Source organism: Arsukibacterium ikkense, assembly GCF_000987775.1.
Classification (GTDB): Bacteria; Pseudomonadota; Gammaproteobacteria; order Enterobacterales; family Alteromonadaceae; genus Alishewanella; species Alishewanella ikkense.
This window is the reverse complement of sequence record NZ_LAHO01000010.1, coordinates 112,569-137,954: the sequence shown is the minus strand read 5'-3', so window position 1 is coordinate 137,954 and position 25,386 is coordinate 112,569. Positions and strand designations below refer to the sequence as shown.

21 protein-coding genes are annotated in these 25,386 nt (G+C 50.6%); 14 read left to right on the top strand and 7 right to left on the bottom strand.

The features are described 5' to 3' along the window. Nucleotides 1-62: 62 nt before the first annotated feature. The 4 genes from WG68_RS11455 (at nucleotide 63) to WG68_RS11440 (ending at nucleotide 2,338) form a co-directional block, all read left to right on the top strand. Nucleotides 63-623 (top strand): TMEM165/GDT1 family protein, encoded by a 561-nt coding sequence (locus WG68_RS11455; RefSeq protein WP_046557825.1) that lies wholly within the window; start codon nucleotides 63-65, stop codon nucleotides 621-623. A 137-nt stretch (nucleotides 624-760) separates the two neighbouring features. Then, nucleotides 761-1,330 carry a hypothetical protein gene (locus tag WG68_RS11450; protein ID WP_046557824.1) on the top strand — a complete coding sequence of 190 codons (570 nt, stop codon included), beginning with the start codon at nucleotides 761-763 and terminating at the stop codon, nucleotides 1,328-1,330. Between the two features lie 34 nt (nucleotides 1,331-1,364). Further along, on the top strand, nucleotides 1,365-1,841 hold the full coding sequence (locus WG68_RS11445) for an NYN domain-containing protein (RefSeq protein ID WP_046557823.1): 477 nt from the start codon (nucleotides 1,365-1,367) through the stop codon (nucleotides 1,839-1,841). Between the two features lie 116 nt (nucleotides 1,842-1,957). After that, nucleotides 1,958-2,338 (top strand): DUF1622 domain-containing protein, encoded by a 381-nt coding sequence (locus WG68_RS11440; protein WP_083981870.1) that lies wholly within the window; start codon nucleotides 1,958-1,960, stop codon nucleotides 2,336-2,338. Between the two features lie 60 nt (nucleotides 2,339-2,398). Here the strand turns inward: WG68_RS11440 and WG68_RS11435 are convergent, their stop codons facing one another. Together WG68_RS11435 and WG68_RS11430 are read right to left on the bottom strand one after the other, a co-directional pair. After that, on the bottom strand, nucleotides 2,399-3,571 hold the full coding sequence (locus tag WG68_RS11435; protein WP_046557822.1) for a lipase family protein: 1,173 nt from the start codon (nucleotides 3,569-3,571) through the stop codon (nucleotides 2,399-2,401). 11 nt (nucleotides 3,572-3,582) lie between these two features. Then, nucleotides 3,583-4,137: a carboxypeptidase-like regulatory domain-containing protein gene (locus WG68_RS11430; protein WP_052749061.1), complete on the bottom strand. Its 555-nt coding sequence runs from the start codon at nucleotides 4,135-4,137 to the stop codon at nucleotides 3,583-3,585. Between the two features lie 202 nt (nucleotides 4,138-4,339). Here WG68_RS11430 and WG68_RS11425 point away from each other — a divergent pair, with 202 nt between their 5' ends. Together WG68_RS11425 and WG68_RS11420 are read left to right on the top strand one after the other, a co-directional pair. Further along, the gene (locus WG68_RS11425) at nucleotides 4,340-5,179 is read left to right on the top strand and encodes a substrate-binding periplasmic protein (RefSeq protein WP_046557821.1); all 840 of its coding nucleotides are present in this window, start codon (nucleotides 4,340-4,342) and stop codon (nucleotides 5,177-5,179) included. A gap of 99 nt (nucleotides 5,180-5,278) precedes the next feature. After that, nucleotides 5,279-6,214 carry an ion transporter gene (locus WG68_RS11420; protein ID WP_200897580.1) on the top strand — a complete coding sequence of 312 codons (936 nt, stop codon included), beginning with the start codon at nucleotides 5,279-5,281 and terminating at the stop codon, nucleotides 6,212-6,214. 95 nt (nucleotides 6,215-6,309) lie between these two features. On the opposite strand, the gene WG68_RS11415 is transcribed toward WG68_RS11420, so the two are convergent. Continuing rightward, nucleotides 6,310-8,574 carry an EAL domain-containing protein gene (locus WG68_RS11415; RefSeq protein ID WP_046557820.1) on the bottom strand — a complete coding sequence of 755 codons (2,265 nt, stop codon included), beginning with the start codon at nucleotides 8,572-8,574 and terminating at the stop codon, nucleotides 6,310-6,312. Between the two features lie 420 nt (nucleotides 8,575-8,994). On the opposite strand from WG68_RS11415, the gene WG68_RS11410 reads away from it, so the two are divergent. Next, on the top strand, nucleotides 8,995-9,234 hold the full coding sequence (locus WG68_RS11410; protein ID WP_046557819.1) for a hypothetical protein: 240 nt from the start codon (nucleotides 8,995-8,997) through the stop codon (nucleotides 9,232-9,234). A gap of 24 nt (nucleotides 9,235-9,258) precedes the next feature. Here the strand turns inward: WG68_RS11410 and WG68_RS11405 are convergent, their stop codons facing one another. From WG68_RS11405 to WG68_RS11395, 3 genes are all read right to left on the bottom strand, one after another. After that, nucleotides 9,259-9,597 (bottom strand): YajD family HNH nuclease, encoded by a 339-nt coding sequence (locus WG68_RS11405; protein ID WP_046557818.1) that lies wholly within the window; start codon nucleotides 9,595-9,597, stop codon nucleotides 9,259-9,261. Between the two features lie 77 nt (nucleotides 9,598-9,674). Next, nucleotides 9,675-10,355: a glutathione S-transferase family protein gene (locus WG68_RS11400; RefSeq protein WP_046557817.1), complete on the bottom strand. Its 681-nt coding sequence runs from the start codon at nucleotides 10,353-10,355 to the stop codon at nucleotides 9,675-9,677. 27 nt (nucleotides 10,356-10,382) lie between these two features. Then, on the bottom strand, nucleotides 10,383-10,661 hold the full coding sequence (locus WG68_RS11395) for a DUF3297 family protein (protein WP_046557816.1): 279 nt from the start codon (nucleotides 10,659-10,661) through the stop codon (nucleotides 10,383-10,385). Nucleotides 10,662-10,831: 170 nt separating this feature from the next. On the opposite strand from WG68_RS11395, the gene WG68_RS11390 reads away from it, so the two are divergent. Both WG68_RS11390 and WG68_RS11385 read left to right on the top strand, forming a co-directional pair. Continuing rightward, entirely contained in the window at nucleotides 10,832-11,749 is a 918-nt protein-coding gene (locus WG68_RS11390; protein WP_046557815.1) for a matrixin family metalloprotease, read from the top strand. A gap of 143 nt (nucleotides 11,750-11,892) precedes the next feature. Beyond that, nucleotides 11,893-12,381, top strand: coding sequence for a hypothetical protein (locus WG68_RS11385; RefSeq protein WP_152663082.1), 489 nt, complete (start codon nucleotides 11,893-11,895; stop codon nucleotides 12,379-12,381). Nucleotides 12,382-12,419: 38 nt separating this feature from the next. On the opposite strand, the gene WG68_RS11380 is transcribed toward WG68_RS11385, so the two are convergent. Continuing rightward, entirely contained in the window at nucleotides 12,420-13,226 is an 807-nt protein-coding gene (locus WG68_RS11380) for a DODA-type extradiol aromatic ring-opening family dioxygenase (RefSeq protein ID WP_046557862.1), read from the bottom strand. 420 nt (nucleotides 13,227-13,646) lie between these two features. Here WG68_RS11380 and WG68_RS11375 point away from each other — a divergent pair, with 420 nt between their 5' ends. The 5 genes from WG68_RS11375 (at nucleotide 13,647) to pbpC (ending at nucleotide 25,336) form a co-directional block, all read left to right on the top strand. After that, on the top strand, nucleotides 13,647-13,982 hold the full coding sequence (locus tag WG68_RS11375) for a type II toxin-antitoxin system RelE/ParE family toxin (RefSeq protein ID WP_046557813.1): 336 nt from the start codon (nucleotides 13,647-13,649) through the stop codon (nucleotides 13,980-13,982). A 1-nt stretch (nucleotide 13,983) separates the two neighbouring features. Continuing rightward, nucleotides 13,984-14,268, top strand: a complete 285-nt coding sequence (gene nadS / locus WG68_RS11370; RefSeq protein ID WP_046557812.1) for a NadS family protein — start codon at nucleotides 13,984-13,986, stop codon at nucleotides 14,266-14,268. A 283-nt stretch (nucleotides 14,269-14,551) separates the two neighbouring features. Beyond that, nucleotides 14,552-16,846, top strand: coding sequence for a YgiQ family radical SAM protein (locus WG68_RS11365; RefSeq protein WP_200897579.1), 2,295 nt, complete (start codon nucleotides 14,552-14,554; stop codon nucleotides 16,844-16,846). Between the two features lie 213 nt (nucleotides 16,847-17,059). Then, nucleotides 17,060-22,966 (top strand): alpha-2-macroglobulin family protein, encoded by a 5,907-nt coding sequence (locus WG68_RS11360; protein ID WP_046557810.1) that lies wholly within the window; start codon nucleotides 17,060-17,062, stop codon nucleotides 22,964-22,966. A 12-nt stretch (nucleotides 22,967-22,978) separates the two neighbouring features. Then, on the top strand, nucleotides 22,979-25,336 hold the full coding sequence (gene pbpC, locus WG68_RS11355; RefSeq protein ID WP_046557809.1) for a penicillin-binding protein 1C: 2,358 nt from the start codon (nucleotides 22,979-22,981) through the stop codon (nucleotides 25,334-25,336). The last annotated feature ends 50 nt before the right edge of the window (nucleotides 25,337-25,386 follow it).

Sequence of the window (25,386 nt, the reverse complement as noted above, 5' to 3'; positions counted from 1 at the left end):
ATAATCAGAGCCCAAAGCGGGAGCTGTGGTTATGTCTTATGTTATTCCCGCTGAGAGTTGTAATGGACGCCTTACTTTCCTCTTTTACTGCAGTCGCTATCGCCGAAATTGGCGATAAAACTCAATTATTATCCTTATTTTTAGCCGCACGTTTTCGTAATAAAACGGCGATTATTGCCGGCATTCTGCTGGCAACTCTGTTAAACCACGCAGCGTCGGCCTGGCTGGGCGTCTGGCTGGCGCAATTTATCGCGCCGGCAATTGGCCCCTGGCTGCTGGGGGGCTCCTTTATTGTGGTTGGCCTCTGGCTGCTTATCCCCGATAAAGATGACAGTAATGAAACCGGCGTACTGAAATACGGTGCCTTTACGGCCAGTTGTATTTTGTTTTTTCTGGCCGAAATTGGCGATAAAACCCAGATCGCCACGGTGATTCTGGCGGCTGCCTTTGAAGAGTCGGTATGGATGGTGATCTGGGGTACCACTCTGGGGATGCTGGCAGCTAACGTGCCGGTAGTGTATGCCGGCAGCTGGCTGCTGCAAAAAGTGTCGCTGGACTGGGCACGGCGTATCGCATGCTCAGTGTTTATTTTACTGGGGGTGATAACCATTATTACGGCATAAGCAACGTAACCGGTTACTATCAGCCAGGGTTCAGCCAGGATCGGTTCTGATAGCATGCTGTATTACAGCAATAACGCCATACCACTTGTTGCAATAAGCAAAAGTGCTTTACTTAGCAGCAACCACAGAGGTCGATAATGATAAAGTCAATACTATTTACGGTGGGAGTATTCGCGCTGCTACCCGCTTTGCTGCAGGCGGATACCGTGCTAACCGAGCAAAATCTTAGCCGGCTGGAAGCGGCCTTACCCAAACTGGCGAAAATTAAGCAGGATGATGTCAGCGCTTTGCATAACGTCAGGTTGCAGCGCCACTGCGACTGGCCGCGCCATGCCAACGAGGTGCGGGCCCAACAGCAGGGTAAAAGCTACCTGGCCGAGGTAGATAAAATACTGGCTGAGCATCAGTTAACGCCACCATTATTTGTTGAGCTTACGGCCAAAGGCAGCTGGCCCTTGCTGCAAACCCTGCAGCCGGCGCTGGCGATTACCCGCCAAACCTTACCCTTTTTACCGCAAACCCAGCGCCAGCAAGCGCAGCAACTGTTGGCGCAAACTGATAATATGACTCAGGTGGTGCAGTCTTGTTTAACTGACGCTGATAATGCGGCCCTGCGCCAACATCAGCAGCGCTTAATTAACCTTGCAGGCAAATTACCAGGTAGTATTATGCCAAACCCGGCCGAACTGCTGGCCACACCCGAATAAGCTATTTTCTATCGTATCAGAGTTAAGGAGCCGGATGAGCAGCGTAACCATTTTGGTTGATGTACAGAACATCTACTACACCAGCCGCCAGGCCTATGGCAAAAGCTTTGATTACAATAAATTCTGGGCTGAGGTAACCGCCGGGCGCACAGTGGATAAAGCCATTGCTTATGCCATTGACCGCGGTGATGAAAAGCAGCGTCAGTTTCAGAATATTCTGCGGGCCATTGGCTTTGAGGTAAAGCTAAAACCCTTTATTCAACGCGCCGATGGCTCGGCCAAAGGCGACTGGGATGTGGGTATTACCCTGGATGCGATTGAATACGGCCAGCATAGCGATGTTTTGGTGCTGGCCTCTGGCGATGGCGATTTTGCCCTGCTGGCTGAGCGTTTAATTAGCAAATATCAGACTGAGGTTGAAGTATACGGCGTACCCAGCCTGACGGCGCAGGCGCTGGTCAATGCCGCCAGCCGTTTTCTGCCGATTGGCCCGGAATTATTGCTGGGTTAATATTCTGTTTGTTTAAGATAAATACCGTGCCTGAACCGCTACAGTTATAACTGTGCTGAGCGGTAGGCTATGCTTAAGGCAGTTCAGATCAAGGCTGTAATGCTAACGGAGGTATTTTGACAAACGGTGTGGCTAACTTGCTGGGTTCCTGGCCTGAATGGTGTGCGCTGGCACTGGAGATCCTGGGGATCAGCATCATTACTGTTGTTGCAATATACTCATTACTACATGGTGCAATTCGGCTGCTAAAACGCGACTCACCGCGCGCTATTTACCAGGAAATACGCCAGCGGCTGGGCCGCGGAATTTTACTGGGGCTGGAGTTTTTAATTGCTGCCGATATTATTAATACCGTCGCGGTCGAGCTGACATTAACGAATGTTGGGGTATTAGCGCTGATAGTGTTAATCCGCACTTTCTTAAGTTTTACGCTGGAAGTCGAGCTTACCGGTAAATGGCCTTGGCAACATCCAAGCTCTGAGCTGTCAGACAAGTAGTGCCGGGCCACAGCTGAGCAAAACCCAAGCAGCCGCTTAACAGCTACTTAGGCCAGGAATTTACGCTACACTGCTTATGGCATCCCGGGCGCTGCGATAAAGTGCTACCAGGGTTTTATCAAATACCCAGCGAATAAACCGGAATGATAATTCTGTTACGGTGGTAACGGCCTGGCGGGCAAACACCAGCATATGGCCAAGCAAGCCTCTGGCTTGCTCGGCAAAATGGGTTGATGCTTTGGCAATACTTTCCAGCGAGCGGGCCAGTAAATCGTAAAATGTTAAGCCGGTGCCAATGGCTGCCTGCGCCATCACCGCGGTATAGTAACCGGCATCTTTTAGCAGAGTGATCAGTGCGCCACTGATTTTATCTGCCCAATAGGTAGAGAATGACGCCTGATTACGATTTTCATATTTCAGTCTTACTTGTTCTAAGTTCAGCGAAGAGCGCTGATTCAGCGCTTGCCAGCTGCGGCTGTTGGCGGTATTCAGATAACCAGGGGCTTTGTTTTCCGCCATGCCATGGGCTTCAACACTGATGCCAGAACCGCTATCAAGCCGATACTCGGTGCCAGCATAGGGGGCGTGCACAAAAGGCCACAGCGGGATCATCGGCACCGGATCGGCGCCATGGGTGCAGCGATATATGGCGTTCAGAGTACCGGTATGCTTTTTCGAAAAGGCATGCATACCCACCCGTGGGGCACCAAAGGTATATAAATTGACATTGCACTTATAATTGTTCTTTAACCAGTCTGCGGTTAATGAGGCTAAGGCGCCACCTAAACTATGGCCAACGCAGTGTACCGTTGCGCTGGCATTACCTGACAGCAGCGGTGCTAAGATTTTTTCCAACGCCTTTTTCATCGAGTTAAAGGCTTTGTTAAAGCCAGCATGCACCATAGTGTTGTTATCGCCGCCCGTCAGGCCAATATTGCCGTTGGTAAGCCAGTCGCGGTTAATATGGGTGCCACGAATGGTGACAACATAGTCATTCGCGAATTGATTAATTCCTTTGCCAACCAAGGCAAAACCGGTGGTTTTATTAAATAAACTGAATAAACTACCGCCGGAAACGCCACGCACCGGGCCTTCTGATAAATCGAAATTAAAGCAATTGCGCACTTCATAGTTAGCCATATTCAGGCGATATATGCCGGAAGCAGAAGGGCGTTCAATCTGATATACAATATCTGCCAGTTCAGCAGCCACACGAGGGGTTAATGCAGACACAAATCATCTCCTTATTCAGAGCGTTGAGTAAGTGGTTCGTCGTTCCAGCGACAAATACTAAATGTGCTGTGAGGGAAATCAGGTTTTTCTATATTGGGAAATACTTGTTCCAACTCTTCATTGTTCAAATCGCAATGTAATGCTGAAAGCTTTTGCACGATGGCCTGCTGCGGCTGAATACTGGAAGTGGTCAGATACCACAACAGGTACTGCTTATCGTTATAACGTACGCTCACCACTTGCCGGGTACGCATTTCAGCCAAACCACCTGGCTTGCGGGAGCGAATTTGTTTCGGTGGGAAGGCAAAGCTGCCGTCGGCACCGGTCAGCGCTTTGTCGATAAAGTCGGTATCGTACGTTAATTCACGCCATACCTCAGCGCCGGCAACAGGCTTACCATCCTGGGTAACCATGCCATGTATGGCCGGTGATAAATGCACATCATATTTCTTTAGCCAACTAAACATATCTGCCATAACCTGTTGTGAGAATATCATCGACGCTGTCAAGCCCAAAGCTATTGCCAGCACTGGCAAAGGTTTGCGCCAGAATTTTACGATAGCCATTTTTGCTCCGGCCAAAACTACGTTGCTAAAATATAACAAATAGCAATTTTTTGTAAACTTATTATTTGTTAAAGTTTTAATTGGCCCCGCTTTAATGATATCGGTGACTGAGGATCATTGCGGCTTTTGGCCAAATGCTGGTGTTTATTAGTAAACACGATAATACTGATATCTTAAAGCAATGCAGCAAAATGGTGTTCAGATGAAGCCTCGACTCGGCCTGCTGAGTGTTTGTTTATGGAGTATTAGCCTTGCTGGTGCTGGTGCTGGCGAGCAGGAGGCAGCTAAGCCCGCTGCGTTATCGGTACTAACTGAATACGTAAGTAATATCAGCTACCGGGATAGGGCTGGTAAGCCCGCCGGGCCAACGACTGAGCTTATCCGGTTACTGGCAGAGCGATTAGGCCAACCAATAGATGTTGAAATAATGCCCTGGGCCCGGGCATTGTATACTGCGACAAATGAGGCGAATACTGCCTTGTTTGAAACCGCCATGACGAGCGACCGGCAAGCCAGGTTTAAATGGGTGGGGCCACTGAAAATTTACCCGCTGGCGTTATATGGCCGGAAAAATACTATTAACCCGGCGATACCGCTCGCCAGGTTGGGTTATCGTTACAGTGCTTGTGAAGCCAGAGACTCCGCCTATTTGCAGCATTGGCAGCAATATGGCTTTGGCAACACATCGCGCCTGACGCTTACTGTGCAGAAAAGTCAGTGCCGGGATATGTTTTTGCAGCAACGGGCTGATCTTATTATCTGGAACGAGTATTTTAATCAGGTGCTAAGCCAGCAGCTGGCTGCGCAAGGCACAGAACTGATTAAACTGGCCACCGTTGATGAAGTGCGGTTGTACCTGGCATTTTCGCCAGAGCATAGCGATGAGTATATCGCCCGCTGGCAAGCAGCGCTGGAGCAGAGTTATCTCGATGGCAGCATGCGCCAGCTTTACCAATCGGTATTTCCGGAAGCGCTAATCAGCCAACTGGAACAGTTTGCCCGCCAAAAGCAAGCGTTGCCAACCTACCCCAAACCTTTTTAGCGAGTATTCGAGTTTGAAGCGGCCAGGTTGCTGCGTTAACATTATGGCTTACAGGGCGCTAGTACCTATATCCTGTTTAGCATAGCAACAAGGAAAACTATGATATCACGCAGCGTTATGGCGAAATGCCTGGAGCCCTCCACAGAGTATGATAAACGCTATTTGTGGGTAGATACCCTGCTAATTTTACTTATTGGTCTGAATGTTATTGCGTTAGTGCTGCACTCTATCGAAGCCATCGAGCAGGTTTATTATCAGCATTTTATTTATTTTGAACTGCTTTCGATTGCCATTTTTACGGTGGAATACGCAGCCAGGATCTGGAGTTGTGTCGATACACCGTATTACCAGCAGCAAGCAGGCAGTAATATGCAAAAGCGTTTGCATTATATTCGCTCACCACTAGCCATTATCGATTTACTGGCTATTCTGCCGTTTTATCTGGGCTTCTTTATTCAAACCGATTTACGTTATCTGCGGGTGTTCCGGTTATTACGGGTATTTAAACTCAGCCGTTATTCACGAGCAATGCAGCTACTGTTAAATGTGTTTAAAGAAGAACGCTACTCATTATTTGCGGCGTTTTCAGTGCTGTTTATTATTATGCTGGTTGCCGCCTGTGCGATGTATACCCTGGAAAAAGACATTCAACCGGAGCATTTCAGCTCTATTCCACAAGCCATGTGGTGGTCGCTGGTGACATTAACCACAGTAGGCTATGGCGATGTCACGCCGGTAACCGGTTTGGGCCGCTTGTTTGGTGGTTTAATTACGATTGTCGGTATTGGCATGGTAGCGTTGCCGGCCGGTATTCTGGCGTCGGGTTTTTCCGAACAATTGTCGCGTCGTCGGCAATTTTTCCAACTGGCGTTGGATCAGGCGTTTAAAGATGGCAAATTTGCCGAAGAAACCGAGCCGCTATTAAAGCGGCTGCGGGCTGAGTTAGGTATTAGCCATACTGAAGCGGCAATAATGCGCGAGTTGATGGAGAAGCGCTATCAAACTTTGCACTTTAACGATACAGCCGGCCGCTAACGTTGCTTACTTAACTTGCTGTTGGCATTGATAAAAAAGCCTTTTCCGGCTGGTTGGCCCGAATTGCGGTCGAGCCTGCAGCGTTGAGTATGGCGCTACTGGCTGGCAAGCTGTTTTGTAGCCAGCTCATTATTCGTTAGCTGGGTTAACCAGTAAGCTACCGGTTGTGGCCTGGAAAAATAGTAACCCTGCATCAGTTGTGCGCCCAGAGACTGCAAAAAACGGCGTTGAATGTCGGTTTCCACCCCTTCAATAATAAGCGCCAGTTTTAAGGTTTTGGCCATTTGCATGACCGACTGGATCAGCTGAGTCTGACGCTGATCGGCCGGGATATTTTGCAAAAAAGTTCTATCCAGTTTAACAGTACTGACCGACAGCTGGCTTAAGGTACTGAGTGACGCCTGACCGGTACCAAAATCGTCAAGCGCAATGTCGTAGCCTAAGCGGGTTAGTACCAATAGCTTATTAAACAGCGGCTGTTGATGGCGCACCACGCTGTTTTCTGTCAATTCCAGGCTAAGCATCTGTAATAACTGTGGCTGGTGGGTGGCAATATCAATCAGGGTATTGTAAAACTCGTCAGACAGCAGATCAGAACCGGTCAGGTTAATGGCAACAGGGTAGTGAATATTAAGTTGGTTAAATTGCTTAATAATTGCCATAGCCTTAGCCAGCACGCAAAGAGACAACTGCACCATAAAGCCATAACGCTCGGCCAATGCCACCAGGCTGTCGGGTGCAATGTGGTTGCCCTCGTTATCCTGCCAGCGCAGTAAGGCTTCAAAACTAACGATAGTACCATCGGGTTGAACTTTAGGTTGCAGCCACAACACGGGCGTATCAAGTTGTAAGCCCATTCTAAATTCGGCCAGCAATTTCAATTGCTGGTTTTGTTGTTCCAGAACATCGGCCTGATAATATGATAAAGGTCTGGTGTAAGCATCGGCAGTTTCCAGGGCGGCTTCACATTGCTCCAGCATCAGTTCTGGGGCCGGGATGGTTTCATTACAAATACTGACACCGATTTCATACATTGTCTGCAGCTTACCGCTACTGAGGCTAAGCAGTTTAGGCAGGGTTCGCTGGATGTTATGTACTTCATCCGTAAAAGAGGTGCTGTGTTCCGGCATGGCGTACCATAAAATAAACTTTACCCCACGCAATCTGGCCGACAACACTTTGTCAGGTAAGGCTTGCTGAAATTCTGTCGCAAACAGGGTCAGTAGTTCATCTCCTGCCTGATAACTGTGCGCATGATTAAAGGCTTTAACATTACACAATCGCACGATCATCATCAGGCTGCCTGCTTTACATTCACCAAACTGTTTAATCAACTGCAGAAAAAAGCTGTGCTCAGGCAACGACGTCAGTGAGTCATAGTGGCGCCATAAATTCTGTTTTTGATCGCTGGAGGTGAGTTTCTGATGCAATTGTTTTAAAGGGGTGATGTTATCAAGCTGCACTAAGTGGTGTTGGTGTTGGGTGCGGCACAGGTGGTTAAGCAGTAAATACGTCGACGGGTTTGCTTTAAGACAGCATTCGGTTTCGTGGCCAAGCCAAAAATTGTGCTGCTCTGTGGACGCTTTTAGCAGTGCTTTAATATTGCCCTGTTCAGCATTATCAAGCTTAAGCAGTGTTTGTGCTTTGTCGTTAGCTTTTAATATTTCACCGTCGCTGCTTAACAGCAGGGTAGCTTTGCTTTGCTGATTAAACATGTCCTGATACAGAGTATTACTTTGGCTGATAATGAGGTTTTGTTGCTGTAACGCAGTAGAATTGCGCTTTAACGTGCTGATAACCCGCATTACTGCCAGAGGTATACACAGATTAAAAAACAAAAACAGCAAGCTGTGTAAATAGGCCGGCGTTGCCGGCAGCGTAATAGAGATATTAAACAGATTGATGGGCCCAGTGCCAAACATCAGATACAGATAGGGTATAAAATTTAACAGCATAACGACTAATGTCATACTGCGGGAGAAAAACAGCATGGCAATTACCGGCGCTATGTAGACAAAGATTACGCCCAGCTTGGACAGTTCAAAATTATCAATAAACAACAGCATGCATAAGCCCGCGCTAAATACCGTGAACAGCAGCAGCGTTTTACTGAGAAGCAAAGATTTGGCAGAGAAATACAGTGCCAGCAGTAAAACCAGATAAAAACCTGAAGTAATAGCAATAATGTAGCTGGCATTGGCCTGATAGGCCTGCCATGAACTGTGAACAGCGATAGCTAGCACCAGTAACAAGCCGGAGCTGAGTATTATTCGTAACGTGCTTTGTTGCAGCTTTTGTACTGAGGTAGAGCTAAGATCGGATTCAGTTAACAACAGCAGCTGTTTTATGCGGTTTAACATAGTATTTCCGTTAAAAGCAAACCACGGCTACATCCATGCGTGGGCTGTACAGGTAAAGTTGTTAACATTTTCCGTGTTTGTATTCGCTATGTTAACGAATGCGGGTTGGTAAGGCAATGCAGCACGATAAAATTTGTACCATATATGGAACCCATCGTCTTTAACGTTATTCTGGTTGCGGTAGTGGCAACCTAAGCTGCTAAAATAAATCGGAAATAACCGATAGACTTAAAAATACACTTTGCTGGCAGCGATACCGTTTGTCAGAAAAGCTAACCTTTTATCGGTGATGCGTATGAAAAAGCAGCAAGGGCTGCATATACTAAAACTGGCCACGGTTTGAATCAGGCCAAAATAAGGTTGATAAAGAATCTGTCAACCCGACATAGTGTTCGTCATATCAAAAAAGGTGTGTACCTAATGCAAACTGCACTTGTTGAAAGGCGCCAGTCGACTAGGGAAATACAACCGTTCTGGGATGAGCTTAATCTGGCACAAAAATTTTCTGTGGCCGAACTGCAACACTTTGGTTACCAGCTGGCTTTTGTTCGCCACACCCCTGCTGGCAATCTGGCCGTTTTACGAGCCGGTGATCGGTTTGCCGCCATCGATCAAGAGGGTGAAATCGATACGGCTCCCAACATCACCATACGTCATTAAGTAACAAGGCGCAGTTGCCGGCCGTTACTTGGGTTTATTCAGCAAGGCTTTGAGATCGGCAAAAGGGTTATGGGTTGCGGCGGCCACTTTTTGCTCGGTGGTGCCACCGTACAGCACAAATTCGTGGAATTTATTGTGTTCATTGTCGTGGCAATAAATACAGAGTAATTCCCAGTTGCTGCCATCGCTGGGGTTATTGCTGTGGTTGTGATCAACATGATGCACCGTCAGTTCACGCAAATTAGAGTGCACAAACTCGCGGGCACAACGGCCACATACCCAGGGATACATTTTTAATGCTTTGTCGCGATAGCCCTGTTCCTGCTGCTGATAGGCCTGTGCACCACCACTGTTTTTACTCATCACTGTCCTGCTTAATTCTGATTGCTTAGCTTAAGGATACCTCAGGCTGCAACTTGCCACACTGGTTTTGTGCCGGCCTAATTCTGCCGGTAGTCTTTTGTTATTGTGCCAAACAAACCTATTTCTGCTTCATGGCTCGGTTCACGCCAGCTTTCCAGTAATGCGGCCTGGTACCAGGCCTGCATGGCAGGTAACGCCAGTAGTTGTTTAACATAGGCCATGGCATTGGCGCTTAATTTAAGATCAAAACTTTGCACCCGAAATGCCACGGGTGCAAAAAACGCATCAACCGCCGTAAAGTCGGGCCCTGCCAGAAAAGGCCCGCCAAATTGGTTTAAGCCTTGCTGCCATAATTCATCTAATCGAGAAAGTTCTTGTGCCAGCGCCGGCGGTGGATTAACCAGCTGTGCCCGCACCCCGCAGTTCATGGTGCAGACATTGCGCAGGGTACTAAAACCGGCATGCATTTCACTGGCTGCGCAGCGGGCATAGTTGCGCGCTGCTGCATCTGCCGGCCAGACCCCGGCATGGCGCTCAGCCAGATATTCCACTATCGCCAGCGATTCCCACACCACGGTGTTACCATCATGCAGACAGGGCACCTTAGCGGTGGGTGAAAACCTGCGGAAATTATCATAGTTATCAACCTGAAATTGCTGCAGCTTTTCTGCAAACGGAATATTCAGTTGCTGTAACAGTAACCAGGGCCGCAGCGACCAGGAAGAGTAGTTTTTATTGGCTATATATAGTTGATACACGGCAAGCTCCCTGGCACTTAGAATCGTTTAACGATAGAAGGCTTCAACCGTGCCTTTAACGGTCATTAATAATGGCTGGCCACGGCGGTCCAGCGCTTTGGCGGCGGCAACTTTTACCCAACCTTCACTAATGCAATATTCTTCAACATCAAAACGCTCTTTGCCATTTAAGCGGATACCGACGTCGTGGTTAAAAATTTCGGCGACATAATGTTTGCTGCGCGGATTGACACAAAGCCTGTCGGGTAAGGCTGGCCGGGCGGTGGTGTCAGTTGTGGTGCTGTCATTTGTGGTGATGTCGTTCATGGCTATGCTCTGTGGTAACTATAATAAGCGCCATTGTAGGCAAAGCGGCCATTGTGCTCAAGCGCGATCTGGCTAAACCAATAAAAATGGGAAATGTCTGCCAATTATTATTGTTGCTGAAATATACTGAGATATTAGTTCGTCGCTTTTAACTAACCTGAGGTTAATTCATGCTGGCCAGAGTGGTTTTTTTTGCTTTGCTGTTATTGGGCAGTTATTTGCTGTTATCAGCCTGGTCTGGAGTAACCGGGCCGGTGCCGCAGGTGCTTAAGCAGGGCGCAGAGCAAGCGCTGCAACGCCAGTTATGCCAAACGCCGGTGCTGTGGCGTATTGGCCAGCTAGATCCGGCCTTTGTGTTAAGCGCTGAGCAGGCCGAACAGGCTGCTCATAATGCTGCCGCACAGTGGAATACGGCTTTTGATCAGGAGTTATTTCGCTATGACAGCCTGGACGGTTTTCCCATTAATTTTCGTTATGACGAGCGCCAGCAGCAGTTGCTGCAACAAGCACTTTTACAGCGCAATATTCAGCGTTACGACAGCAACATCGATCAACGTGCTGCAAATCTGGTGCAGCAAAGCGAGCAATTGCAACGGCGCCAGCGTGAATTTGCAGTGCAAAACCAGCAGTTTGCCGCCGATATTGCCGAGTTTAATCAGCAAGCGGCCAATGCTAATCAGCGTAATCTAACCAGCCTGCGCCAGCAACAACAGCATTTACAACAGCGCGAGCAACAACTGCAACAACAGGCGCAGCGTTTAAATGAGCAACAGGCGCAATTACAGCGCGAGCATCAGTATCTGAATGATACGGTGGCTGATCGCAATGCCATGCTGGCGGATCAACAGCCACTGCTGGCGGCCGAAGTAGGCTTAATGGAAATAAGTAATGGTAAGCGCAGCATGACTATTTTCGCCTACAGCACCCCTGCTGCCCTGCAGTTAACGCTGGCGCATGAATTTGGCCACGCCCTGGGGCTGGGCCACACCGACAGCAGCACTTCGGTAATGCATTACACCCTAAACCCGCAGCAGCAAAGCCTGACCGCTGAAGATATCGATGCGCTGCGCCTGCAGTGTGGGTTTTGATGGCTTCTACTACACATTAAAAGAAGGCTGCGCTTGGTCTGTTTGTTGTGAATTTAGAACAATTGCTGTCGATGTTTTCTTTTAGCTGAAAGGATAAAATCTCAGCTACCTTGAAGACAATGCAGACAGATAAGGATATTAGGGTGTTAAGAAAATGGACGGGCGGCACTGAGCTGCTTAACGCGGTTTTTGCTGTGGTGCTAATTTACTTTCTGTTTAAAGTAACCTTGATTATCACCTTATTTCCGGAAGATCAGCAGCTGTGTCTGAGTCATGTCTGGAGTGGTAAAGACGATGGGGCGTTGACGCCCTTTTTTGCATTTTTACTAGCCGCCATGGCCAGTGCAGTCTGGTTTTTCACGCACTGTGCCAGAAGTTATCGCACGATAGGCAAAGCTATCTCTCTGCTAGCTGGCGTTGGCTTGATATTTTTCTATTACTGGTTTAAAGGCTTCTATGGCTTTTGGCAATTACTGGAATATGAAAAAGATAATATTACGCTTGAGCAGTTTATCAGTAACACCGGCGGCAGTGAGTTGTATAAATATTACAAAACTAATAATGCCGCAAAAGTGCTGTGTAATCCAAACTATAAGCCGTTTGCTGAGTTCGAGCCTGAAGCTTTGCCCTAGGCCTGTTCTGCACTGTGCAATGTGTTAATGGCTGGCTTTTACCAGCCAAAGGCCAGTACGGTTTTATTAATGACGTTATCGTTAAACAGCACCTTTACCGGGCTGCCTTTGGCGGCGCCAAAGCAAACATGTAAAGGTAGCAGGTGTTCTTCGCGCGGGTGCATTAAACGGGCGTAAGGTGCCTGCTGCCAGTGAGTCAGAAGCGTTGCCTGTTCCTGGTAGCTGAGCTCAGGCTGCAGGCTGTCGATAAGGTATTGATTAAAATCTGCTACTTGAGTATCAGTGACGATATCATCCCGGAAAAACGCCTGCATATTGTGAAAGCTCATGCCCGAGCCAATAATTAACACGTTTTGCGCCCGCAAAAAGCTTATCGCTTCGCCAAGTGCAATATGTGTTTTTGGATCAAGCCCCTGTAACAGCGACAATTGCAGCAGCGGAATATCTGCCTGCGGCCGCAATAGCATTAACGGCACAAACACGCCATGATCCAGCCCGCGGTCAGGGTTCAGCGCTGCCGCAAAGCCCGCTTGCTGCAGTTTTGCTGCTATTTGTGATGCCAGTTCGGGCGCGCCGGCTACCGGGTAATTTAACTGATAACTTGCTGGCGGGAAGCCAGAATAATCATAAAACAGGCTGGGCTGTGCCGCTGAGCTAAGCGTAGGCTCTGCTGTTTCCCAGTGAGCACTGATAACCAGTAACGCTGCGGGTTTGCTGTTGTGCTCAATACTGTGGCTCAGCTCGCTAAGAAACCGGATAAGGGGGCTGTGCTGGGGGTCATTCAGTAATGGTAGCGGGCCGCCACCATGCGGCAGATACCATACCGGTGCCAGGGCTTGGTTCATAAAGTGCTGCTCCTGTTCTAAATCAGCCTTCAGGCTACGCCGGCTAACCTTACTAAGCAATAGCAGCAATATTGCGAAATATCGCTATGTCTTAGCAGAAAAATCGAATGGTAGATAAGCATAGAAGACTACTAATACTGGCAGAGGAAAAACCGGAGGTTGTTGCTCCAGCAATATAACAGGTGGCTGAAATCCTGCATAAAGTAGATCCTGAGTTAGCGGCATATGAAGGTCAGGCACTGATAGATATTGTCAAAGCCAGACTAGCCGAGCCGCAACAGGATAATAAAGTTGAGCAGTAGGCCAATCAATCATAATAGGGAGCACATTGCGCTCTCAGTTTTCCAGTATTATTTACTTGGATAATTAATTATCAAGGTGTACTATGTACGCCTGCAATGACTTACAAGGAGGTAGGTTTTGACATGGCATGCTATCGAGTTTATCGAAACATCGCTGTTTACCAAGCAGATCAAGCAAATTGCTACTGATGATGAGCTAAGGGTACTGCAGCAAGAGCTCATTGCCCAGCCGATGAAAGGCGATCTGATCACTGGTACTGGTGGGCTTCGCAAGGTGCGGATGGCAACTGACGGGCAGGGTAAAAGCGGTAGTGCCAGAGTCATCTATTTTTTGGCAACGGCAGAAATTATCTATTTGTTGCTAGCCTATGCCAAAAACGAGAAAGATAGCCTGACCGCAGCTGAAAAAGCTGAGTTAAAACAGTTAACCAAGTTACTAAAAGACGAGGTGTAGAATGAGTATCTTTAATGAATTAAAAGATTCTCTGGCCGAAGCGGTGGATATTAAGCAAGAGCTTAAACAAGCAAGCCGGGTAACCCGCTATGAAGTGGCAGATGTTAAAGCCCTGCGCGAAAGTTTAGCCATTACTCAGGCGCAGTTAGCACAAGCACTGGGTACTAGTGTCGATACCATTAAAAGCTGGGAGAGCAAACGCCGAAACCCAACCGGTTTGGCCGCCAAAGTGCTGGCCACTATCCAGGATAACCCCGAGTTCTATCACCAGTTGGCTTCACACTAAACTTACCACTCCACCAAATGAAAGTAGGGGCGCATTATTGCACCCTTAGCTTTCGCAGCAAATATCTCCTTGACCAAGTTCATTTATTCGGTAAATCTAACTGTTAGTGTTTGCTGAGCGAAGCTGCTTTGTTGACGGTGAAGAGCCAGTTGCAAAAGCAAGCCTGACACCCATGCTCATTAAGGCTAAAGAGTAAAACCCGTCACTTGAGATAGGCTCCATTCGCCTTTCCCCTTTACTCCCTGTATAATACGCACCCTTGCTACACTCAGGTGCTTAATTTATGTCCACTGTTGCTACTGCTGTCTCCCGCAAATCTGCTCCTGTAGCGCGGATGGCCCCTGAGCGCGATTTATTTTCTTACCCCAAATACTGGGCCGAGTGCTATGGCACGGCGCCGTTTTTACCTATGTCACGCAAGGAAATGGACCAGCTTGGCTGGGACAGTTGCGATGTGATTCTGGTAGTGGGCGATGCTTACGTAGACCACCCCAGCTTTGGTATGGCGGTAGTAGGGCGCATGTTAGAAGCGCAGGGCTATAGAGTGGGCATGATTTGCCAGCCTGATTGGCACAGCAAAACCGATTTTATGCAGCTGGGCAAGCCGAACCTGTTTTTTGGGGTGTCGGCCGGCAATATGGACTCGATGATTAACCGTTATACCGCCGATAAGAAGCTGCGCCACGACGATGCCTACACTGCCGGGGATATTGGCGGCAAGCGGCCGGATCGGGCGGTTACCGTTTACACCCAGCGCTGTAAAGAAGCCTATAAAGAAGTGCCGGTCATTATTGGCGGTATTGAAGCCAGCTTGCGGCGCATTGCCCATTACGACTACTGGTCAGAAAAAGTGCGTAGATCAGTTATTTTTGATGCCAAGGCCGATATTCTGATTTACGGCAATGCCGAGCGGCCACTTATAGAAGTGGCGCACCGCATTGCCTCTGGCGTGCCGATAAGCGACATTCAGGATGTGCGCGGCACCGCCGTTATCCGCAAAGAGCCGCTGCCAGGCTGGCGTGGTGTCGATTCCACCGCCATTGATAAAATTGGCAAAATTGACCCGATATTCAACCCCTATGGCGCCGATGATGTGGGCTGCAGCAGCTATTCAGAATTTGCTAAAGCCGGCATTGATTTATCAAAGCCAGCTGAAGTAGAAGCCAAACCCATCATGGTGCAGCCGGCACGGCAAAAGCCGTGGGAGCAAACCTACGTTAAGCTGCCGGCCTTTGAGCAGGTTAGTGTGAATAAGCCGTTATACGCCCATGCTTCGCGCATTTTGCACCAGGAAACCAACCCCGGCTGCGCTCGCGCGATTATGCAGCGCCATGGCGACCGGCATATCTGGGTTAATCCGCCGGCGTTTCCGTTGTCGACAGAAGAAATGGATTTAGTGTTTGGCCTGCCGTATCAGCGGGTGCCGCACCCGGTATATGGCAACGCCAAAATTCCGGCCTACGAGATGATTAAAACCTCGGTTAACGTCATGCGTGGCTGTTTTGGTGGCTGCTCGTTCTGCTCTATTACCGAGCATGAAGGCCGCATTATTCAAAGTCGCTCGAAAGAATCGATCATGCAGGAAATTGCGGATATCCGCGATAAAGTGCCGGGCTTTACCGGAGTTATTTCTGATTTGGGCGGCCCCACCGCCAACATGTATAAACTGCGCTGTCAGAACCCGAAGGCCGAGCAAACCTGCCGCCGGCCCAGTTGTGTGTACCCGACCATTTGCGAACATATGGACACCGATCAAAGCCCGACGGTAGAGCTGTACCGCGAGGCGCGCGCTTTACCCGGCATTAAAAAGGTGTTGATCGCCTCAGGGGTACGCTACGACTTAGCGGTAGAAGACCCCAACTATGTGCGCGAGCTGGTGCAGCACCATGTTGGCGGCTATTTAAAAATAGCGCCTGAACACACTGAAAACGGCCCATTGTCGAAAATGATGAAGCCGGGCATGGGCGCTTATGACAAATTTAAAGAAATGTTCGACCGCTTCAGTAAAGAAGCCGGCAAAGAGCAGTACCTGATCCCGTATTTTATTGCTGCCCACCCGGGCACCACCGATCTGGATATGGTGAATTTAGCACTGTGGTTAAAAGAGCGTGATTTTAAACTGGATCAGGTGCAAAACTTTTACCCCAGCCCAATGGCCAATGCGACGACCATTTACCACACCGAAATGAACTCGCTGAAAAACATTAATAAAGCCAATGCCGAAGTGGTTGCGGTGCCTAAAGGTGAGCGCCAGCGCCGCTTGCACAAAGCCATATTGCGCTACCATGACCCTAAAGGCTGGCCGCAAATTCGCGAAGCCTTAATAAAAATGGGTTTAAAGCATTTAATTGGCCGCAGTAAAGGCTGCCTGGTGCCGGAAGAGAGCAAAGACGAGCAGTTTAAAAAGCCGTTAAAAGGCGGTAAGCCGGCGCTAAGCCGCCATACCGGCTTAAACCCGGCCGCCAAGGCTATTGCCAAAACAGCGAAAAAGCCTTTTAGTGCCAGTGCGGCTAACACGGCTGGCAGCAAGCCCAAGGCTAAGGGCAGCAGCAAAAACACCCAGCGCGTAAAAGGCTAGCGGGAAAAGGCAGCAACCTGGCGGGTTGCTGCCTGACTACTAAAGTCAGCTGCGGCTAGCATTTCGCAACGGTTTAACCTTCGATATAACAACTCTTTACCACATCTCAATTAAGTGTTTTAGTACAAACTGCTATAGTTCATCAGTGATTAATTTTCGCCGGTTATACTCGGCAACATACCCCTGATACAGCCCCGTTAACAAGGATTGGTTATGCCCGCCTCTGCTTCTGGTTTTCGCAATATGTTTCGTCACCTATTTGGTTCGGTAAACTGGACAGCGCCGCTCTGGCTTAGCCGCTTATGCCACAGCGCCAAAGCCCGCCCCGGCCGCTTTTGGGGCCTGCTGCTATTGCTAGTAGCATTGCTGGCTGCGCTGGTGGCCGGTTATTGCTACTACCAGCAATTGCCCAAACCCTTGCAAGTGCAGGCAAAGGTGATTACACCGCCACTGGGCCATTATCAGGACGATGTGGAGCAGCCTACGGCGCTGTTGCTGCAATTTAGTTATGATTTAACGGGTGTTGCAGCGCCGCCGGCACCGCCCGGCATTGCCAGAACCTCAATGCCAGCGCCTATGCTATCGGCCGCCAGGTTGGATCTGATTGGTGAGGTGCTAAGCGAAGGGGTCAGTATCAGCCCGGCCATAGCCGGTAAATGGTTGTGGCAGGATGACAATACCTTAAGTTTTACTCCGGAGCAGGCCTGGCCGGCAGCCCAGCAATATAGTGTTAAGCTGGAAAAACGCATTTTTAACCCTGATATCAAACTGGCGCAGCAGCAATACCGGTTTGCAACCCAACCATTAACGGTAGCCATTGAGCGGCTGCGTTTTTATCAGAACCCAAATGAGCCTGCCAGCCGCCAGGTAGTGGCAACCCTTAACTTCAGCCATCCGGTAACGCTGGCAAGCGTCGAGCGCCAGCTGAGTATGCTGATGCGCGCCGATGGGGCTGCAACCAGCCAGCAGCCGCAAGCTTTGCCGTTTACCCTGAACGCCGATAAAACCGGCCGGCTGCTGTATCTGCAATCTGACAATATTACCTTACCGGCTCATGAGCAGTATCTAACCCTGCAGCTTAACGCCGGGGTAACTGCAGTCAGCGGCGAGGCTAAAACACAGGACAGTGCCAGTGCCAGGTTACTGGTACCAGACAGCGGCAGCTTTTTAAAAGTCAGCGAGCTGCGTGCCCAGATTATCCGAGGCTCTGAGCAACAGCTCGAACAAGATCCCGAGCAAATGCTGCTGTTAAGCTTTACCGATCGGATTAACCGCACTGAGCTGCAGCATAAATTAAAGTTGTATGTGCTGCCTAAACACCCCAGACGTAATTCCAATTACTGGGCACCGGGCGAGGTAAACAGTAGTGTATTACAACAAGCTAAGGCCGTTAACTTTGAGCTTATGCCCACAGCAATGGCGCATGACAATGCCTTTAGTATTAAGCTGGATTTGCCACCCGGGCAAAGTGTGTTTGTCAGTGTACCGGTTGGTCTGGTATCGGTAAGTGACTTTACGCTTGCCAACGAATACCGGGCGGTGGTGCAGGCGCCGGCTTATCCCAAAGAAGCCAAAATAGTGGGTGAGGGCGCAGTGTTAACCTTAAGCGGTGAGCAAAAGCTGCAACTACTCAGCCGTGGCGTGAAAGGGGTGCGGGTTAAGCTGCATAAGTTGTTGCCTGAGCAACTGAACCATTTAATTACCCAAACCGGTGGCGATATCAGCCAGCCGTATTTTCATAATTACAATTTTAATCAAAGCAATATCACCAGTATGCAGCAGCATACCTTTACGATAAATAATGTTGCGCCAAAACAAGCCAGCTATCAGGCACTGGCCTTAACGCCTTATTTGCAGCAAGCCGGCATGGGGCTGTTTTTTATTGAACTCAGTGAGTTTGACCCGGCGCGGCCGGATAATGAAGGCCAGCAGCTGGATAAGCGGCTGGTACTGGTTACCGATTTAGGTTTACTGGTCAAGCATAATAGCGACAGCAGCCAGCAGCTGTTTGTGTTATCGCTGGCCGATGGTAAGCCAGTGGCCGCTGCCGAGGTGGCCTTGCTGGGGCGCAACGGTGTGGCGCTGTTTGAGGGCAAAACCGATGCACAGGGCAGCGTGAGTTTTGGCAAAGTAGGCCAGTTCAGCCGCGAGCGCCAGCCGGTGGTATACCGGGTAAACCGCAGCCGGGACGGGGTGGTGGATACCAGCTTTATCCCGTTTGAACGTTATAGCCGCCAGCTGGATTACTCCAAATTTAATACCAGTGGCCAGTATCAAAGTGAAGATCAGGCGAAAAGCCTCAGTGCTTATATGTTTAGTGATCGGGGCATTTACCGGCCGGGCGAGCAGGTGCAACTGGCGGCGATTATCCGCCATGCCGATTTAAGCGCAGCCGCCAGCGGTTTGCCGTTAAAAGTGCAGGTGCAGGGGCCGCGCGGCAACACCTTCTGGCAGCAAAACTTCAGCCTGGGCGGGCGTGGTTTACATAATTTCAGCCTGAACACCCAGGCGCACAGCGATACCGGTAATTACCATGCCAATATCAGCTTGCTCGACAGCAAAGGCAACACCCAGCGTCATTTAGGCTCGGTCAGTTTTGTGGTAGAAGAATTTCAGCCGGATACCATGAAAATCAGCAGCCGCTTTCAGCAAGGTACCCGCGCGGCTAAAGCCAGTGGCTGGTTAAACCCCACTGATTTAACGGTGCAGGTGCAGCTCGATAACCTGTTTGGTACACCGGCACAGCAGCGGCGGGTGAGTGCCAGGCTGGAACTGATCCCCAGAAGTTTCAGTTTTAGTGAATATCCGGACTATCAGGTGCTTAGCCCGCAGCACGCTGGCGTGAAGGCAGAGCGGGTACAGCAAAATCTGGATGATCAGCAAACCGATGCTGATGGTAAAGCGGAGTTTGCGCTCGGCCTGAGCCAGTATAGTGCCGGTACCTATCAGCTTATTGTTACCACAGAAGGCTTTGATGCCGGCGGCGGGCGCAGTGTGCAGCATCGGCTCAGCAGCTTGTTAACGCCACTGCAGCAGCTGGTGGCGGTAAAAGCCGATGGCGAGTTAGGTTATCTGAAACGCCAGCAACAACGCAGCGTAAATTTTATTGCCATTGATAATAGCCTTGGCCAAATTGCCTTACCCGATTTGCAATTGCAGCTGATTGAAAAACGGCCCGTTACCAGCCTGGTGAAGCAGGACGATGGTACTTATCAGTATCAGAGTATCGTGCAGGATATTGCGCTTAACCAAACAGCCTTTAGTATTGCCCAGGGCGGCACCGACTATAGCTTGCCTACCGATACCCCGGGTGATTTTGAACTGCAGTTAACCGACCACAGCGGCACTGTGCTGGGTAATCTGGCTTTTAGCGTGGTGGGGGCAGGCAATGTCGCTGCCATGCTGGAAAAAAATGCCGCCTTAACGGTGAAGCTGGATAAAAGCGACTATAAAGCCGGTGACTGGATAGAGCTGAATATTACTGCGCCCTATACCGGTAGCGGCTTAATCAGCATTGAAAGTGATAAGGTACATGCCTTTAGCTGGTTTAGCGCCAGCAGCACCAGCAGCATGCAGCGCATTCGTTTGCCTGAGGGGCTGGAAGGCAATGCTTATATCAACGTTAGCTTTGTGCGGGCCGCTGATTCAGACGCGCTCTTCGTCAGCCCGTTAAGCTATGCGGTGGTGCCTTTTAATATTGACCGCAGCAGCCGCCAGCTGACTATCAGCCTTACCGCCCCGGCGGAGGTTCGGCCTGGCAAGCCTTTTACCGTCAGTTATCAGGCTAATCAAGCCGCGGATATGCTGATCTATGGCGTGGACGAAGGTATTCTGCAGGTAGCCGCGTATCAGCTGCCTGATCCGCTGGGCCACTTTTTGCAAAAGCGGGCGCTGCAGGTGCGCAGTATGCAAATGCTCGATTTACTGTTGCCTGAATTCAGTCTGCTGCAACGTCAGCTGGCCGGGGTGGGCGGTGATGACAGGGCGCGTATGGCCATGGCGGCTGAGATGATGCTGGCAAAAAACCTCAACCCCTTTGCCCGCCGTGCCGAGCAACCGGGTGTGTTCTGGTTAGGCCTGGTTAAAGCCGGGCCACAAATGCAGCAACAACAGGTACAGGTGCCAGCCAGTTTCAGTGGTAATTTAAAACTGATGGCAGTGGCGGTCAGTGATACTGCGCTGGGCGCACACAGTTCTGATGTGCAGGTGCGTGGCCCCTTTGTGTTAACCCCTGAAGTACTGAGCAGTGCCGCACCGGGCGATGAGTTTGAAGTTAATATTTCGGTTGCCAATGGTGTCAAAGGCTCGGGTGACAATGCCGATATTAAAATTAGCCTGGCATTGCCGGCGGGGCTGAGCGCGATAAGCCCGCTGCAGCAAACTGTGCAAATTAACGAGGGCAGTGAACAAAGTGCCCGCTTCCGTTTAAAAGCCGGGGCCGAGCCGGGTGCGCTTGATATCCGCTTTAGCGCAAGCTATCAGCAGGGCGCGTTGCTGGAAGAAAGCAGCCGCGAGGTTAGCCTGAGCATCCGCCCGGCCAGCCATTATCAAACTACCCTGAATGCCGGCTATGCCCGCAAAACGCCGCTAACCCTAAGCACCCGCTACCCGCTGCATAAAGCTTTTGCTGAGCTGAATGTTGCGGCCTCAGCTAATCCGTTAGTGCTGGCAGAGAGCTTTACCGATTATCTGGCAAACTATCCGCATGGTTGTACCGAGCAAGCGGTATCACGGGTGTTCCCCTGGATAGGCCTGGTACAGCAACCCGGCTATCAGACGCGCTTACCCCTGGTGCAGCAACAATTTGCGGTGTTAATTCAGAAACTGGCTGAGCGTCAGCAAAGCGACGGTGGCTTTAGTTTCTGGCCCGGTGGTTATGATAGCGCCGATTTCCCCAGTATTTATGTGATGCACTTTTTAATGGCAGCACGCGAGCAGGGGCTGGCGGTGCCAGATTACCTGTACCAGCAGGGCTTAAGCTACTTGCGCAATGTTGCCAGGGTAAGCGGTGCTAATTTGTATCAGGCCCGGCTACGCGCCAACGCCATTTACCTGCTAACCCGCAGCGGCGAAGTTACCACCAACTATCTGGTGGAATTGCACGAGCGGCTGGGGCAACAGCATCAGCAAGCCTGGCAAACCGATATTACCGCCATTTATATGGCCGCCAGCTATCAGTTGCTGCAAAAGCCCGAGGTGGCACGCGGCTTACTTGGCAGCTACCGGCTGGGTAAAAGCTCCAGCATGCAACAGGCCTACTTGCAACTTAGGGATGGGCAACGTATCGCCAACCCGCTGCCGCCCTTTGCTAATCCGGCGTTTCAGTCACAGTTAAGCCTGGATGCGCAGTATGTCTATTTGCTATCGCGCCATTTTAGCGAGCAGGCCAAAGCCCTGGACGGCGAGCAAATTGTCAAATTGCTGCAACCAGTATTTGATGGCCAGTACAATACCATTGGCTCGGCCTATGCGGTGCTGGCGCTGGCGGCATATGGTCAGCTGCAAACGGCCGCTACTGATACCCCGCCACGCTTTTATCAGCTGACAGCCTCAGGTGAGCGCACCGAGCTTACTGCGGCTGATAACCGTCAGGCCTTACCCCGGCGCGCTTTTGGCAGTGAGGCCAGCCAGTTATTGGTGGAAAGCACCGGCCCGCTGTTTTATGCACTAAGCGAAGCCGGTTTTGCCGTAACGCCGCCGGCTAAAGCCGCCGCTCAGCAGTTAGAAGTGGTACGGGACTATCTGAACAGCGAGGGCCAGGTAGTCAGCAGTGCCCGGCAGGGCGATGAGCTTACGGTAAGGCTACGGCTGCGTAGCACCAATAATAGCTGGCACAACAATGTGGCAGTGGTGGATTTGCTGCCTGCAGGCTTTAGTGTGGTGCGCAGCTCGGTACCCCGCCAGCAAGGGCGCTGGCGTGCCGATTATGTTGATATTCGTGAAGACAGGGTAGTGTATTATGCGGGCTTCGGGCCGCAGATGACGGAGCTGCGCTACCAGGTAAGAGTGACCGCAGTGGGTGATTTTACCTTGCCGGCAGTCACTGCTGAGTCAATGTATGATCGCAGTGTCCGGGCTAATACTGCCGCCGGGCGCTTTGTGGTTGCAGCGGCGCAGTAAGGCCAGCCGGGAATGAAGGCGCTGACTGTTTGGTCGGGCTGGCGCAGCAGATTTTTATTGCTGCTGCGCTGGCTGCTATTGCCGCTGCTGGCACTGCTACTGCTGGCGGTTTTGCTGCTGGGGTTGTCCGGCAAGCCTGATTTATATGCCAATTACCAGCAAGGTAGTGCGTATTTTGCCAGCGATGGCGAGCTGCTGAGTTTACGGTTAGCACCGGATCAGCGGTATCGCTTAAAACTGCCGCTGGCAGACATTGCCCCCGCCTTACAACAAGCCACCCTGTTATACGAAGATAGGCGTTTTTATCAGCATTTTGGCCTGGATATCAATGCCGTTGGCCGGGCGTTATGGCAAGGGGTAGTGCTTAGGGGGCGCCGTCAGGGCGCTTCTACTCTCAGCATGCAACTGGCGCGGCTGCGCTTTGGTTTAAACACCAGCAACCTGGCTGGTAAGCTGCAGCAGCTGGGTTATGCGCTGTATCTGGAGCGGCATTTTAGTAAAGATGAGTTGCTTGAAGCCTATTTTAACTATGCACCCTATGGTGGCAATATTGAAGGTGTGGCTGCTGCCAGCCTGATTTACTTTGGTAAAGAAGCGCGCGAGCTAACGTTACCTGAGGCGCTGGCGCTTAGTGTGATCCCGCAAAACCCTAACCAGCGCAGCCCCCTTAGCCAAAGCGGCCAGCAACAGTTAGAGCTGGCCCGCCAACGCTTAACCCTTATCTGGCAACAACAGCATGGTGCGAGCTTGCCCGCCGGCGCTTTACCGCTGGATTTGCCCTTGCGCTATTTCAATCGCAGCGACTTACCTCAGCAAGCGCCACATTTTATTAATCAGTTACGCCAGCAGGGCCACTTGCAAGGGCGTTTTTACACCAGTTTAACCTTATCGGTGCAACACCAATTTGAGCGGCAATTAAGCCGCTATTTAAAACGCCACCAGGCACAGGGTTTTAGTAATGGCAGCGCTTTATTAATAAAACGCAGCACCCTGCAGGTGCAGGCCTGGCTGGGCTCTGCTGATTTTAATAGTGAAGCCATTGCCGGCCAGGTAGACGGTGTCACGGCGTCGCGCTCGCCGGGTTCGGCATTAAAGCCCTTCGTTTATGCGCTGGCGCTGCAGCAAGGCCATATTCATCCCAACAGCCTGTTGACGGACGTGCCGCGCCGCTTCGGCAGTTTTAATCCGGAGAATTTCGACCGCCAGTTTGTCGGGCCGATAAGTGCCACCGCCGCCTTGATCAACAGCCGTAACCTGCCGGCGGTGCAGCTGCAGGCCAGGCTGCAACAGCCTGATTTTTATCAGTGGCTGCAAGGTGCCGGTGTGCCGCTAAGTCAGCCTGCCAGCCACTACGGCCTGGCATTAGTATTAGGTGGCATGGAGCTGAGCATGGCGCAACTGGTGCAACTATATGCGATGCTGGGCAATGGTGGCAGCTGGCAAGCATGGCAGTGGTTAGCTGAGCCGGCAACGCCGCAAGGCCGGCAGCTATTAAGCCCGGAAGCAGCCTTCTTAACCCTGGATATGTTGCGCCAGCACCCCGGGGTACAAAGCGCGCTGCTGACCACCTTGACAGACAGCAAGCCGGTCGCCTGGAAAACCGGTACCTCGTACGCGTTTCGTGATGCCTGGGCTATTGCGCTAAGTGGTGACTACGTGCTGGCCGTATGGCTGGGTAATTTTGATGGCAGCAGCAACCCCAACCTGGTGGGGCGCACAGCTGCAGGCCCTTTATTATTTGAATTACTGTCACTATTGCCACAAAACCGGCAGGCCGAGCAGCAGTTATTCAGCCCGGCGGCCAGTTTAAATTTGAAAAAAGTTCCCTTGTGCAGCCGCAGTGGTGATTTACCCAATAAATTCTGCCCGCAAACAGAGCCAGGTTGGTTTATTCCGGGAGTATCGCCGATTAAAGTATCCGAAGTGCATCGGGCCGTACCAATTGATCTGAACAGCGGCCTGCGCGCTTGTAGTCATCAGCCTGGGGTGACTGAGCTGAAAGTATTTGAATTCTGGCCCTCTGAAATAAGCCGCGCGATGCAGCAGGCCGGTATTATGCTGGCGCAGCCACCGCGTTATCAACAGCCATGCCCTGATCAGTTGTTGCGAAGCCGCCAGCCGCCACAAATCCGCTCGCCCCAGCCCCAGCTCACCTATTTGCTGGGAGAGCAACGTGAGCAGCAGCAAATTGCGCTTAAGGCCAGTTTTGATGGAGCCGTTACGCAGGCCTACTGGTTTGCCGACAGCCGTTACCTGGGTTCTGTCGCGCCAGCAGAAACGTTATTCTGGCAGGCTGAAAGCGGCCGATTTGAGCTAAGGGTAGTAGATGATTTAGGTGGCGTTAGCCAGATAACGCTAAATGTCCACTGATGGCCGAAGATTTCTGTTAAACCACGTTAAATTCGCTACTATAGGCAAAT

Excerpts from the sequence above, each read along its gene's own strand:
- WG68_RS11455 (WP_046557825.1), top strand. The coding sequence starts at position 63 with ATGGACGCCTTACTTTCCTCTTTTACTGCAGTCGCTATCGCCGAAATT.
- WG68_RS11450 (WP_046557824.1), top strand. The coding sequence starts at position 761 with ATGATAAAGTCAATACTATTTACGGTGGGAGTATTCGCGCTGCTACCC.
- WG68_RS11445 (WP_046557823.1), top strand. The coding sequence starts at position 1,365 with ATGAGCAGCGTAACCATTTTGGTTGATGTACAGAACATCTACTACACC.
- WG68_RS11430 (WP_052749061.1), bottom strand. The coding sequence starts at position 4,137 with ATGGCTATCGTAAAATTCTGGCGCAAACCTTTGCCAGTGCTGGCAATA.
- WG68_RS11425 (WP_046557821.1), top strand. The coding sequence starts at position 4,340 with ATGAAGCCTCGACTCGGCCTGCTGAGTGTTTGTTTATGGAGTATTAGC.
- WG68_RS11420 (WP_200897580.1), top strand. The coding sequence starts at position 5,279 with ATGATATCACGCAGCGTTATGGCGAAATGCCTGGAGCCCTCCACAGAG.
- WG68_RS11415 (WP_046557820.1), bottom strand. The coding sequence starts at position 8,574 with ATGTTAAACCGCATAAAACAGCTGCTGTTGTTAACTGAATCCGATCTT.
- WG68_RS11410 (WP_046557819.1), top strand. The coding sequence starts at position 8,995 with ATGCAAACTGCACTTGTTGAAAGGCGCCAGTCGACTAGGGAAATACAA.
- WG68_RS11405 (WP_046557818.1), bottom strand. The coding sequence starts at position 9,597 with ATGAGTAAAAACAGTGGTGGTGCACAGGCCTATCAGCAGCAGGAACAG.
- WG68_RS11395 (WP_046557816.1), bottom strand. The coding sequence starts at position 10,661 with ATGAACGACATCACCACAAATGACAGCACCACAACTGACACCACCGCC.
- WG68_RS11390 (WP_046557815.1), top strand. The coding sequence starts at position 10,832 with ATGCTGGCCAGAGTGGTTTTTTTTGCTTTGCTGTTATTGGGCAGTTAT.
- WG68_RS11380 (WP_046557862.1), bottom strand. The coding sequence starts at position 13,226 with ATGAACCAAGCCCTGGCACCGGTATGGTATCTGCCGCATGGTGGCGGC.
- nadS (WP_046557812.1), top strand. The coding sequence starts at position 13,984 with ATGAGTATCTTTAATGAATTAAAAGATTCTCTGGCCGAAGCGGTGGAT.
- WG68_RS11365 (WP_200897579.1), top strand. The coding sequence starts at position 14,552 with ATGTCCACTGTTGCTACTGCTGTCTCCCGCAAATCTGCTCCTGTAGCG.
- WG68_RS11360 (WP_046557810.1), top strand. The coding sequence starts at position 17,060 with ATGCCCGCCTCTGCTTCTGGTTTTCGCAATATGTTTCGTCACCTATTT.
- pbpC (WP_046557809.1), top strand. The coding sequence starts at position 22,979 with ATGAAGGCGCTGACTGTTTGGTCGGGCTGGCGCAGCAGATTTTTATTG.